This is a genomic window from Paraburkholderia sp. RL18-101-BIB-B, assembly GCF_046026985.1.
Classification (GTDB): domain Bacteria; phylum Pseudomonadota; class Gammaproteobacteria; order Burkholderiales; family Burkholderiaceae; genus Paraburkholderia.
This window is the reverse complement of record NZ_JARESV010000069.1, coordinates 1-12,900: the sequence shown is the minus strand read 5'-3', so window position 1 is coordinate 12,900 and position 12,900 is coordinate 1. Positions and strand designations below refer to the sequence as shown.

The window sequence follows — 12,900 nt, the reverse complement described above, 5'->3', positions numbered from 1 at the left end:
CTTCATTTTCAAACGCTGTTTCGGCAGTGGGCAGCAGGCAATTCGCACCACACCTGGAGAATTCCCGGCGCGATTCATCGATCAGTTAAATTGAGTAACACCTGTAATCCAGCATGAAACCTTCTTCTCCATAACTAGGACTAGACTTATCCGGTCTGGTCTGGCCTTTTCCCCAGCAGCGCTTTGTATTTCTCCCCGCTTGCCCGGCACCCCCGACGTTGGTTCAATTTTTTGAGCCAGCGTACCCAGCGGTAAAACGGCTGCCCGCTGCAAGCGGTTGCGAACCGCACGTGTATTGAAGGAGACGTAAGTTGAAAGCACGTCCGACAGCCCGTAATGCCGGTGTGCTCATGCACAATATTACCGTGAGTGCGGCGGTGGGCGCAGCCATGATGTCGATCGGACCGACGGCTTTTGCGCAAGCCAGTTCACCCGTTAGTAGCAGTGTGTTCGTCCACCGGTCGTTCGACACGGGCAATAGCGAGATTGCCGTCGCTCCGGTCTTCGTCTGCCGGCACTGCGGTGCGCAAATGATCGTCATTGAGATGCTCGAACGCACGGCGCCCCTTCGCGCATCACCCATGCGACGAGGCGAGACATGAGCGTAACGCTTCCTGCACCTCCAACCCGACCGTCGGCTTTGCGGCAACGGGGCCCACGAGCGGACGTCTGCGCCTGTCGCCTCGCGAAGTCCCTCGCACGTCCGTTTTACCGCCACAATTGCACCACTGCACCACTGCACCACTGCACCACTGCACCACTGCACCGCTTCATCATTGCGTCAGCGCGCATCCAGAATCCCACCGCACCACGCATTCACCAACATTGCTGGCCATCCCGGCCTATCAATCGCCATAGCATCCAGCACGCCGACCGCATCGGGCCACTCCGCGGTTTCCTCCATCGAGGCTCGTTCGACGCCTGCCAGCGAAGCGCGGTCGCGCATTCACATCCCTGCGGACGATGGCAGGCTTCGAACAACCCTAAACGAACAGCGACCGTCGACGGCGGTAGTGAGCTGACAGGTTTGCGGCAGTCTCGCTGCCGCACTGATGCTGGCTAACATCATGACTAGAAGCCGCTGCGTCTCGGCCAATAACAGAGGAAGCCATAACCCCGGCGCTGCGATCGCTTGCGATACGCCTTGCTGAGGCTACCAATTGTTTTGGGGGAGCGCGTGCTTTCCCTCTCTCGTTTCAAACGCTGCAAGGCAACGCGGATCGAGGCGGCGCCGTGCGGGGCGTGAGCCGTCGAGCATGCATGCTCGTTGTGTCAGAGCTCACGCATGCGCTGGACAGCAGACTCGCGCGTCTCGCGAAAAGCCGCGATCACCGCTATCGCGACTGACAACCCCGCCACTCCGATCAGGAAAGCCAGATAGAACCAGGGCACAGTGAGGCGCTCGGGCGGAGGATCGAACACACCGGTCAGCAGCTTGACCAGCATCCACACCAGTGCAAAGCCCGTCAGCGTTCCGATGGCCGCCCCGCCCAACAGGAGCGCGAGCGCCTCGCTCCACAAGAACGCACCAAGCTGACGCGGCCTGGCACCGAGCGCGGTCAGAATCGCAAACGTGCGCCGCCGATCGAAGAAACCCAGCGCAATGATGAGTCCGGTTGCGCCGGCGACCATCAACGCCGCGGCCCCGAGTTCGAGTTGCGTGAGCCCGCGCAAATCGACGGCCGTCAGGCTCGAATTGATCACGCGCTGCGCCTGCCCGATGTCGGTGACCTTGACTGCCCCAAACGGCGCAACCGTGGCGCGCGCGGCCACGGCCACCTGCTCAGGCGGCGCCGTTGTCCTCAGCAACACGATTTCCGCCGCGTTCGTCCCGGTTTGCCGCGCGATGTACCGGGCATTCGCGACGAGGAATGAGTCGCGCGGCGCGGTCGGGAATTCGCGCACGACGCCAACAAAACGAAACGGCACCACATGATATTGATGGTCGCTTGCGTTCTGAAGGCGAAGGTTGATCTCGTCGCCCGGGTGCAGTTGATAGTCCTTCACAGTCTCTTCGGACACGAGGATGCCGTCCGGATATTGCGCGAGCAAGTCGAGCGATCTTTGCGCATTGCCGCCTTCGAAATAGGCGTCTGCCATGCGCGTCGCTTGTCCGATGTGGCGGGCGTCGATTCCATACAGGTCTTGCAGGTCCGTGCCCACGTAGGCGAAACGGTGCTGCATCTGCTGGGCGGCGCTGACTCCGGGCAACGCAGCAAGTTCGGCGAATTTGGCTGACGCGGGCGCCTGCGAAGTCCCGGTCGCCGTCACGTCTGCGCCGTTCGTGAGTTCCGCGTCCACGCGCGCCTGCGCGTTATAGGTTGCGTTGAACACGGCCGTGGATGTCGCGAACGCGAACGCCAGCGCGATTAGCGCGATGCCCTGCGTCATTCGATTGCGCTCCCGGCTCATCGCCGCCGCGGCCACGCCGGCAAGCGAATGCGCAAGCGGACGAAGCCAGATGGCGAGCGCGCCGCGCCCGCGCCGCAATCCCGCGAGACCGAGCCTGATGGTCAGCAGGCCACATCCTGCCCAGGCAAGGATAGGCGCGAGAAAGGCGACGTAATCGACCGACGATGACGGCGTGCCTTCGGGAGCCAGCACGACCTGATACCCGGTGCTCCAGGTCCGCCAGAAGATGATGGCCGACAGTGCGAGCAGGACGAGATCGAGGTAGACCCGTTGCCAGAGGCGCGGTCGCGCGGAACCCGTCATCCGGCGGGCGCTCGTGACGGACGTCGTGCTTGCACTGATCCATGCTGCCACGAGAATCGCCGCACTCGCCAGCACGACGCCCGCTATGGCCGCGCAGGCGACCCAGCCCATCGACGAAGCCCCAAAATAGCCAGCGCCGAGAAACAGACGCGACAACAACACGGCAAGGACCAACCCACCAAGCGTACCGCCGACGCCAACGCACATCGCTTCGACCGCCGCCAGCTTCATGATCTGGGCGCGCGATGCGCCACGGATTCGCAGGAGTGCCTGATCCCGGCGTCGCCGTCCGGAACCTGCCGCAACGACTCCGATCGTCAGAAACGCGCCGAGAAGCGCGCCGGGTGCGCCCAGAAACAGAAACAGGACCTTTGCGTAAAGTGCGTCGCTGCGCACGCCGTCGAGCCGCGCGGCGAGGTTGTCGGCAACGAGCGCAGTGCCCGCGATGCGCGCCTCAAGATTTCTTGCGGCGCCCTGCACCTGCGCAACGGCGGCTTCAGGATCCCCCGGAAGATCGTCATGCGCGAGTGCGACGTGAAGCTGGGTGCGCAATCCTCGCGCTCCGGCTGCCGCCTCTGCGCCGAACAGGTGTTGCCACGCTTCCATCGGAAGCAGAAGCACATTATCCGGAGGCGCTTGCGGCGCTGCGCGAGGCGCGACGCCGATCGCCTGAAACATCGCATCGGCATTCGGCAGATCGACGATGCCGGCGATCCGCACACCGGCCGCAGCCACGCCTGGATGACGAATGCTCACCGTATCACCGATGGTCACATGCAGGTTCGCGGCCGTCTGCTGCGCAATCAGAACGCCATCCAGACTGCCCAGCAGCAGCCGAACCTGAGCTGGAAAGTCCCGAAAGTACGTGCTTTCAAGACCGAGCACCTTGCCCTGTCCGGTCGTCTGTACGCTTTCTCCCGTGGTAGCTTCGAAGCCATCGACATCGGCATAACCGACAGCTTGCTGTTTCGTGACGCGCGCGGCCTTTGCGACGGCTGCTGCCGCCTGCGCGATCGAAAGTGCGCCGGTCGTCGCCGGTCCTGGTTGCACCTGCCAATCCACGGGCAGGCTGGCGCTCGCGCGCTGTGTCATCGAAGCGGTGCTTTGCGCGATGAAAGCGCCAAGCGATGCGACCAGCGCGACCGTCACCGCGACGCCACCCGACATGCCCGCGAGCCGGCCCCCGCGCTGCCTGACCAGTCCGATAAGCCACAGGCCGATCATGGCTGCCTCGCTGTCGGCCCGGCTTCGGTGAGCACGCCGCGCTCCATGCGCCAGAGCGTGTTCATCCGTGCTGAAACCGCCGGATCGTGAGTGGCGATGACGAGCGCCGTCGGTGTGCTCGCAAGATGCGCGACGAGTGCATCGAGCAAGGCCTGACCGGTGGCCTGATCGAGCTGGCCCGTGGGCTCGTCAGCGAGAATGACGAGCGGTCGTCCGGCCGCAGCGCGCGCCATCGCCACGCGCTGCATCTGCCCGCCCGAAAGTTCCTCCGGCAATTTCTGCGCAAGCGCCTCGAGACCGAACCTGGCAAGGGCAGCGGACACCGCGCCCTCGACATCGCTTGCGCGATCGCCGGGATCAGCCGCATCGGCCATCAGGAGCGGCAACGCAACGTTTTCGCTCACCGTCAGCGGCTCGAGCAGGCTCGGCGTCTGGAACACGAACGAGATCTTTCCGGGCAGCAACGTCTCGCGCGCACCAAGCGCGGGCCAATCGATCGTGCCGCTCGTCGGGGTATCGAGCGCTGCCATCAGGTGCAGCAACGTGGTCTTGCCGCTCCCCGAGCGGCCCGCCAGCGCGATGCGATCACCTCGATGGAGGACGAAGCTGGCCGTGGCGAGCGCCACGACTTGCGTCTCGGCGTGCCCGTAGGTGCGGTTGAGTGATTGGGCTTCGATGAGCACCTCACGCATCGACGAGCCTCCCATCGCGGATGACGAGCACGCGGTCGGCGCGCGCAGCCAGTGCATCGCTATGCGTCGCGATCAGCGCCATCCCGCCGTTGCCGTGACATCGCTCGACCAGATGACTCACGATCACAGCTTCGGTTGCCGCATCGACTTCGGCGGTGGGCTCGTCCGCAAGGAGCACCTGATGCCCGGCCGAGAGCGCCACTGCGAGCCCGGCACGCGCCGCTTCGCCGCCGGACAACTGCGACAGATACGCGCGGCGTCGCGCGGCCAGGCCTGTCATATCGAGCAGCGCATCGAGTTTGACGCGATCTTTCGTGCCAGCGAGCAACATCTGCAGCGTCATGTTGCCCTCGACGGTGAGATGCCCGAACAGGTTGGCAGACTGCATCAGCATGCCGATGTGGCGGGCCCGCAAGGCCGCACGCACCGCTTCGGGCCGGCGCGACAGGCGTTGACCCATCACGTCGACATGGCCGCCGTCCGGTTCCTCCAGCCCCGCAAGACACGCGAGGAGCGTTGACTTGCCGCTGCCGGAGGGTCCCAGCAACGCCACGAATTCGCCTGCGCACAGTTGCAGTGAGACGCCCCGTAGCGCGGCGGTCTCGTCGTCTCCGCTGTGATAAAACCGGTAGAGTTCGAACGCTTCAAGCCGAGGCAGATCAGCGCCATTGGAACGAATTGGCCATGAGGTCCCATTGATCAGCACTGTCGGCTCCAAACGGTGCAGAGAGGTCGAGCGTAGCGAGTGTGTCGCCGCGATAGATTAAATACCGGTGATGCTCGAGACGAACTTGCTTGTTCGTGACCGGGTTCGGTTCGGAATTCGACGTGTAGGTAAGCAGCACGGCTGCCCCGCTGCGTAGCCATACGTTTTTGATGGCACCGATCCTGATTGCATGCCCGGTCCTGGCGAGTTCGGCGGCTTCGCGCGCAGTAACGGACGATACCGTAGGCGCGCTCGCAGCAGGTGCAACACTGATCTCGACGACGTTGTACTTATCGGCAAAGCGCGTCCCGTCGCGGCGTTCCGTGCGCGCCCAACCTTCGGGCACTTTGAGGGAAAAGCCTGCCGGAGACTGATAGGTTATGAAGACTTGCGTGTCCGGAATGTCGCCCGGCGGATTCTTTTCGGGCGTGGCAGCCTGACCGGTTGTCGCCAAGACGCTTTCGGCGGCTTGCAGCGTGCAGGGCGAGCCGGCGAACGCCAGCATAATGGCCGAGCTCCGCAGTAAGCGCTGACGGGTCAGATGCGGTATCACGATCCCTCCCTGCTTCACATCCGTGCAGCGCGACTCTTCCTGAAGGAAAACGACTGGTTCGCATGCATCGAACTACCTACACCATAGTCCGCGAAGCTTAGGAAACACTTATCTAGCTCCTCCACGTCAGTTGGACGTGGGGCAAGGTTCGGCTATCTGCAGACGTTCACACTGGCCGAGAAGCCAAAGCCGCGTGTCGAAGCGGTAACTCGATCTATAGCAACTTTCTGTTTGTTATGAAGAGCGTCGCATCGCTTTTCGTGTCGCCGCTCGCGAAACCGGCTGTCGAGACCGCATGCTTGAATGGCCGCGTGACCGACTCCTGCCAAGGCGCCTGACCGACAAGTGCTGTGGCGGTTGAATGACTGCGGAAGACTTGCCGCCAGACTCGAAAAGATGGACGACCGCTGGATGACCTGAGAGCCGCCATTGAGGTGACACGCGGTCGAACGTCCAGAGCGGGTGGCGGCGCCCCCTCTCTGGCCGGTTACGGTCAGTGTGATCACCGGTGAGCCCAATAACCTTCGGAGTGCCAAGCCGCAGCACAAGTGATTCTCCTGGCAGACGTACCGGCCATAGCCACAACCCGCCGAACATTGCGTCGTCGGTCTGACATTCAGGCGTCGGGTCCGCCCCCGTATTCGGCCATCCGATTGTCAAAGACAGACGCCCTTCATCGGCCGTAGCGGTCATTCACGAAGGCAGGATTTCGCCCGTCTCACCGACGGTAGTGAAACAAACCTACAGCTATTAAGCTGACGATAAGCTTGGGCCTCTTATCCTGATGATGAACCGAAAGCAATTCGCTCACTTCCTTTTTTGAATGGAGGCCTGACATGTTGCGTCACATTACTGCCACTACCCGAACCGTTCTTGCCATCACCACCCTGACTGCCCTCGTTGCCATCGATCAGGCCGTCACATCAAACCGCATTCCCATAAGTGCGCCCGAGCAGACGCAGACGCAGACGCAGACGACTATAACGAATGACGCCCGGGGATGGCCGATGGACGCGGGCAATGCGCCGCTGTACTCGCTGCAGCTCGCGGTGTTGCTCGAAGGATTCGACTGGCAGGCGCTCAGCGATGCCGCACGATATGCATACGCGAGCACTCCGTAACGTCGAGGAGGGTCGCCGCACGGCGGGCCGTTTTAATTATTTCACGGCATACCCGTCAGTGTATGACGCGCTGTCGTCTGCGCGCGTTCACTGGATTGGCGTTTTCGTCTGTCGGAACTGAATGCGTTGCACCTAGTCAACAGACGATACGCGGCGTCATAAAAAGTTCGTATCTCCCTCGGCACACCGTCGTGTCAGCCAAGCGGTACAAGCCTTCGGTGTAAATCAGGTGCTGCTGGCGATCGAGCAATTCAGTGTTGCTCCAGAATTGCGCGGACTGCAAAGATAGACTCGCTCGGCGGTACCGTGTTGAACGGCGCGTTGATAGACGGTATCGGCGCGCAGTCGGCGACGAATACGCAAGTTGAGGTGACCGCGGGCATTCGCACCCGCTTCCAACCCCCGGCTCTGACAAGACGCGGCTTCCCGCCGCGCTTGCTTGGAATCTTTCACACTCGAAATGCATATGAACCAGAAAAAATTAGTGATCCTGTCGAGTCTCGTTGCAACGCTATCCGCATGCGGTGGCAACGGCTCATCGACGCCCGCCGTCACACCGGCGGCTATACCTGTCCCCGCTTCGGTGACCGCCGCTCAGTCAGGCTACAAGATTTCGGTTTTTGCCAAGGCGCCCGGCACGCTCCTGCCCGACGATCTCGTCCAGCATGGCAGCAACATCTTCGCCATTGCGCAAGACAGTAATGACAATCCGGACGGAACAACCGTCGCCGGTACGTCGCCGCAGAGTCAGGTGATCGAGTACGACCTGAACGGCAATGTCGTCAAGACGTTCAACATACCGGGGCACCCGGACGGCATCATGGAGTTCGATTCGCACACGGTGTGGGTCAGCACCAATGAAGACGCCAACCCGCTTCTGGTCGTTATCGATACTACGGCCAATACCCAGACAACGCTCGCGCCCGACGTTGCGCCGGCACATGGTGGCGGACTCGACGACATGAAGAAGCTCAATGGGGTGGTGTATGTGTCTGCATCGCATCCCACATTGGGAGCCGCTACTGCAGCGGCACCTAAAGGCGTGAGTTCGGTGCCGTCCCTTTACACCGTCACCCTGAATCCGGACAACAAGACGTTCCATCTGACGCCCGCTCTGATGGGCAACGCGACGGCGACGAATATTGGGACGAACACGCAAGTCACGCTTAACACGACCGATCCGGATTCGATGGCGATCGACCCGGCCGGCAACGTGGTGGTCGATAGTCAGGCTGACGCCGAACTCGTGTTCCTGAAAAACCCCGGTGCGAGTCAGTCGGTGAGCGTGTTGCCGCTTACGTTGTCGGGCAACGCTGCACCGGTGGATGACACGCGTTGGGCGCCTTCAGGCAGTTCGTTCATGTTGCTGTCGGACAATAAAACCCAGTTGATCTACCGGATCGATGCAAGCGCCGGCTTTACGGCCGGAACGGCGTACGCCTCCGGCCAAGGCACGCTTTTGCAACTCGACACTTCGACGGGGGCAATGACACCGGTTTACGCTGGAATGGGCTCCCCGCACGGAATGATCTTTGTAGGCCAGTAGCCGGCCCGCTGCTGTCCATTTGGCGCACGCGATGCAGTGCGCTGGATGGACAGCCGACTCGGACCTCCTGTCGTATCAGATGACTCGCTCGAGGCGAGCGCAGCGCTTGGATACGCTTGGGCCATTGCGCGACGCAATCGGGTATCGATTCAAGGAACTCGACCGCCTGCTCCGAGTGGGCTCCGGTCTCCGGTCTCAACTTCCGCTCGTGAGCATCCCTTCACCAAGCGCGGGACAAGATGGCTTGCGAACCTCCGCAAAGGCCGATGAAGGAGCGCTCGTCTTTGACAAGCGGACGCCCGGTTACCGGGGCGGAGCCGACGCCTGAACGTCCGACCGACGACGCATGTGAACGACGGGTTCTGGCCGATGCCGTTGAAAAAGTCGGCGACGGTCTACATAGCGAGGTTTTCATGGGTCGCTTTACCCTTAACCGGGGCCCGCGAACGGCTTGTAGACCGATCTGAGAGGTCGATTTTCTGGCCGGCGGTGCGCTAGCCATCTGCCGAGACTTTTTCAAATGTGAGGGACTTCCCCGTCCCGGTGCGACGCTGAAGTCGCAGGCATCAAGTGCCATGATTGAGGTGCCATCCATCAATCGGAACAGGAGGGGGAAGTCATGGACCAGCTTACTACCGTCGGCATTGACCTGGCAAAGGACATCTTCGCGGTCTGCGTGCTTGATGCTACCGGTGCCGTGTTGCAGCGACGCGTGCTGCGACGTGAAGCATTCATGCGGTGGGCTGAGCAACTGCCTCGGTGCCGCGTGGCAATGGAGGCCTGCGGCTCCTCTCACCACTGGGGACGCTGGTTTTCCGCCCGCGGTCATATCGCTCGCCTCATTCCAGCCGAATTCGTCAAGCCTTTCCGGCCCGGCGGCAAGAACGACGCAGCCGATGCTGAAGCAATCGCTGTCGCCGCACGGCAGCCAACCATGCGCTTTGTGGCAATCAAGTCTGTCGACCAGCAGGCCATTCTCGCCTGGCACAGCGTACGTCAAGGCTGGCAGGAGGAACGTACCTCGCTGCTTAATCGCACGCGCGGATTGCTGGCTGAATTTGGCGTGGTGATTGCACGTTCAGCAGACCGCTTTCTTGGCGCGTTGCCCACATTGATCGACGACGTCAGACTGCCTGATCCGGTGCACTGCATGTTGCTCGAGGTGCGCGAACAACTGGTCGCGCTGAACCTGAGGCTTGCTCGCTGCGACCAGCAGATCGCCGCTCACGCCAGAAACAGCGATGTCGCCAAACGCGCCGGCGAACTGCTCGGCGTCGGTCCGGTAACATCGAGTGCGCTGGCCGCCACGGTGCCCGATGCGAAGGTCTTCAGAAACGGGCGGCAGTTCGGCGCCTGGCTGGGCCTGACGCCGCGACAGCACAGCTCAGGAGGCAAGACGCGGCTTGGACATATCAGTTTGCGCGGCAACGTCTATCTGCGCACGCTGCTCGTTCAGGGCGCCCGAAGTACGTTGCAGTCGGCGCTGCGTGCGGACCCCACGCACGCAAGCCGGCTACAACGGTGGATCAGACAGCTCCACGAACGCAAGGGATATCACAAGACGCTGATTGCGATTGCCAACAAGCATGCCCGGATGTTGTGGGCGATGCTTGCAAAAAACGAACGTTACGATGCCGACGCGTGGCAACGCCATCCGGTACATCCGCCGTTACCACCCGCTACAGCATGACCCGGTTAGCCTGAGATTCAACTACTGCTCGACGCGATAGCAAGACGAGGTCGGACCGAACGGGAGAAGAACCCGACGATTCTGTTGGCGAGTCATTACCGCATGAGGCCTGGCGCCTCATGCCTGTTCGCCGGTTTTCAAATAGGGTTCTCCTGTGCGGCTCATATCGTGGCCCGCCCGATACGTCTCGGGCAACAAGGCCGTTTGCAAAGACGCAGTCTGTTCCTGGTATTGCTTCGAAGCGCGAGCCTGAGCTGACAAAGGAGAAATGACATGGCTGCCCAACCAACTGGACCACCAGCACGTCGGTGCCGTGCATTTGCCGGCGCCAACCAATCTCACCCCGATCTTGACTTTCGAGGGAAGTCCTTGCAAACAGCATCGACCCGCAACTGCCCTTCACCCTTAGATATCGAACGTCCATTTCTCGGCGTGCTGCGGACGCTCGCTGATCGCGGGCAGAATGACCGCCAACGTCGCGCAAATTCGCTTCCGGCAATGTTGATGATCACCTTGGGCCTTCGTTGATCATACGATTGACCTGAGTCCAAAACGGGGCATCCCCTACTCATCGCATTTCCAGCTGTGGGCCGCCGTTCCCGAGAACATTTATATGGCGACAGCCAATCCATTCTGCATACCTGGCTGCTAGTCTTTTTCATAGTAAGGTCCGAGACGTAGTCATTGTCGCCTCCCACCGCAGGTCTCACCAATCACGGCGCCGGACCAGGCGTATGTCCTCAACCTTTGATTGGAAGCCATACGCAGCCGATTCGGCACCGCCGGTGGCGAGCGCGGGGCGTAGCCGGGGGAACGCTCATGAGCAAGAAATCCCTGTCCGACGATGTCGGCGACTAAAACGAAACGTCCGAAGGAACGCTGGCGGCATTGACGATGCGGATCAGCACATTCGTCCGCGAGGCGACACTCGATAGCCGCTACGCTGCGAAGCTGATCAAGCGGGTCAAGAGCGAGGCGGAAATCATTTCAGACTGCCGCAAGACTACGAAGCCCGGTCAGAAGGTGCTGAAAAAGGCTTTCGATGCAGTCGATGCGGAATTGCGCGACCACGATGCGGGGCTGCGGTCACAGCCAAGGCTGCCTTGCGCTCGACAGACGACGCGACTGATGCTAGGGAGTCGAGGTAGAAGCCAAGGCAAACAAGCGCTGGCTCATCGAACAGTTGCGCTGGTTCTCAGGCCGTGCACTCATCGGCCGGTCGCCGTCTTTCGCCGCGACAAACTGGGATTACGCGCTGCAGGAGCGACACGCTCGTTCACTTCCCGGTGCCCTTGACAGATCAATTTCGTGTCCAGCAATCCCTTGATCGACGAGGCAGGACCGCCACAGACGCAGGGCGCGCGGTCGTCAAGAACGGTTAGAAATGGCATTCGGAAACGAAACATGCGGAGCAAGTTTGAGCGGCGCTGGCTCGGCGGCGAGTGCCACCGCATGTCATGCCGCTTCGTGTCTCTCGCCGTTGGCCTGAGCGCGAGTTTCTGTCTCTATGCGCCTCCTCCATCGCCCGCAGCGCCGCGTTGGCCGTGACCAGCCAGTCACCTTGTCGTGGGGGCCTCACCGACGCTGACTCTCTTATGGCTGGAGACAAGGCATTCAGCCCAAGGCGGTCACGGCCGGTAACGCCCTTTCCCGTTCATCGCTGCCTAACCTTCGCGATAGTGCCTCTCGAAAGCTTGCTGCATGCGCTTTAAAAGATAAACGTACGGGGCTACATCAGAGGTAAGCACGCACTGTGAGGCGGCCAGGTTCACTGTAGTGGTCAACTAATTTCGGACAGGCAGATAGGTTCTTTCGCTGTCGGTTTCGCCTCGTAGGCGGCGGGCGACAGATAGCCCAGCGTGGAGTGCAAGCGCACCGGATTGTAGAAAGCGACGATGTACTGGTTGATATCGCGTCGAGCCTCATCGTGGTTGGCGTACTGACGCTGCCACACGCGCTCCATTTTCAGGTTCAGGAAGAATCTTTCCATCACCGAATTGTCCCAACAATTTCCCTTGCGGCTCATGCTGCAAACCACGTGATGCTGCTTCAGCAAGGACTGGTACTCATCGCTTGCATACTGGCTGCCCCTATCCGAATGCAAAACCAGTCCCGGCGCTGGCCGGCGCTGCTGCAGCGCCATCGTCAATGCCGACATGACCAGTCCAGCCGGCATAGTCGGTGCCATTGACCAGCCGACGACCCTGCGCGAGTAAAGGTCCAGCACGACAGCCAGATAGAGCCAGCCCTTCGCCGTGCGGACATACGTGATGTCCGAAACCCATGCGCGATTCGGCTCGGCCACGTCAAACTGGCGGTCGAGCACGTTCTCTGCCACAGGTAGCGTGTGCCTGCTGTCGGTGGTCGAGACGAACTTGCGCTTCCAGCTCGTGCGCAGGCTCGCTTCGCGCATCACCGTACGCACCCGGTAACGACCGATTCGTAGTCCTTGCTCCCGCAGTGCATGCATCACGCGGCGACTACCATAGCTCGCGCCGCTTGCGGCGAATGCTGCCTTGACGTGGGTCTGTTCCTGTAGCCTCTTCGCGCTCGGCGCGGCGCTCCGGTGCGCATAGTAGCCAGAGCGGCTCACCTGCAAAAGCCGGCATGCGTGGCTGACCGATACGGCCTCCTGTTGCAAATGAGTTACCAC

At 61.5% G+C, this 12,900-nt stretch carries 9 protein-coding genes; 4 read left to right on the top strand and 5 right to left on the bottom strand.

Annotation, left to right across the window (positions count from 1 at the left end; translation table 11 throughout):
* The first annotated feature begins 350 nt into the window (after positions 1-350).
* Positions 351-602 carry a hypothetical protein gene (locus tag P0D73_RS42400; RefSeq protein WP_408319997.1) on the top strand — a complete coding sequence of 84 codons (252 nt, stop codon included), beginning with the start codon at positions 351-353 and terminating at the stop codon, positions 600-602.
* 670 nt (positions 603-1,272) lie between these two features.
* On the opposite strand, the gene P0D73_RS42395 is transcribed toward P0D73_RS42400, so the two are convergent.
* The 4 genes from P0D73_RS42395 to P0D73_RS42380 are packed head-to-tail and all read right to left on the bottom strand — an operon-like array spanning position 1,273 to position 5,842.
* Positions 1,273-3,939, bottom strand: coding sequence for an ABC transporter permease (locus P0D73_RS42395; RefSeq protein ID WP_408319995.1), 2,667 nt, complete (start codon positions 3,937-3,939; stop codon positions 1,273-1,275).
* Complete coding sequence (locus P0D73_RS42390; protein WP_408319993.1) at positions 3,936-4,631, bottom strand: ABC transporter ATP-binding protein; 696 nt, start codon at positions 4,629-4,631, stop codon at positions 3,936-3,938. The genes P0D73_RS42395 and P0D73_RS42390 overlap by 4 nt, the downstream gene beginning before the upstream one ends.
* Positions 4,624-5,337, bottom strand: a complete 714-nt coding sequence (locus P0D73_RS42385; RefSeq protein WP_408319991.1) for an ABC transporter ATP-binding protein — start codon at positions 5,335-5,337, stop codon at positions 4,624-4,626. The genes P0D73_RS42390 and P0D73_RS42385 overlap by 8 nt, the downstream gene beginning before the upstream one ends.
* Positions 5,291-5,842, bottom strand: a complete 552-nt coding sequence (locus P0D73_RS42380) for a hypothetical protein (protein ID WP_408435761.1) — start codon at positions 5,840-5,842, stop codon at positions 5,291-5,293. The genes P0D73_RS42385 and P0D73_RS42380 overlap by 47 nt, the downstream gene beginning before the upstream one ends.
* An 884-nt stretch (positions 5,843-6,726) precedes the next feature.
* On the opposite strand from P0D73_RS42380, the gene P0D73_RS42375 reads away from it, so the two are divergent.
* The 3 genes from P0D73_RS42375 to P0D73_RS42365 all read left to right on the top strand — a co-directional run bounded on the left by P0D73_RS42375 (position 6,727) and on the right by P0D73_RS42365 (position 10,247).
* Positions 6,727-7,011, top strand: coding sequence for a hypothetical protein (locus tag P0D73_RS42375; protein ID WP_408319987.1), 285 nt, complete (start codon positions 6,727-6,729; stop codon positions 7,009-7,011).
* A 466-nt stretch (positions 7,012-7,477) separates the two neighbouring features.
* Positions 7,478-8,557: a hypothetical protein gene (locus P0D73_RS42370; protein WP_408319985.1), complete on the top strand. Its 1,080-nt coding sequence runs from the start codon at positions 7,478-7,480 to the stop codon at positions 8,555-8,557.
* Between the two features lie 619 nt (positions 8,558-9,176).
* Positions 9,177-10,247 (top strand): IS110 family RNA-guided transposase, encoded by a 1,071-nt coding sequence (locus P0D73_RS42365; RefSeq protein WP_408319983.1) that lies wholly within the window; start codon positions 9,177-9,179, stop codon positions 10,245-10,247.
* Positions 10,248-12,027: 1,780 nt separating this feature from the next.
* On the opposite strand, the gene P0D73_RS42360 is transcribed toward P0D73_RS42365, so the two are convergent.
* Positions 12,028-12,900: IS3 family transposase (locus tag P0D73_RS42360; protein ID WP_408319981.1), on the bottom strand; the 873-nt coding region annotated here is incomplete at its 5' end.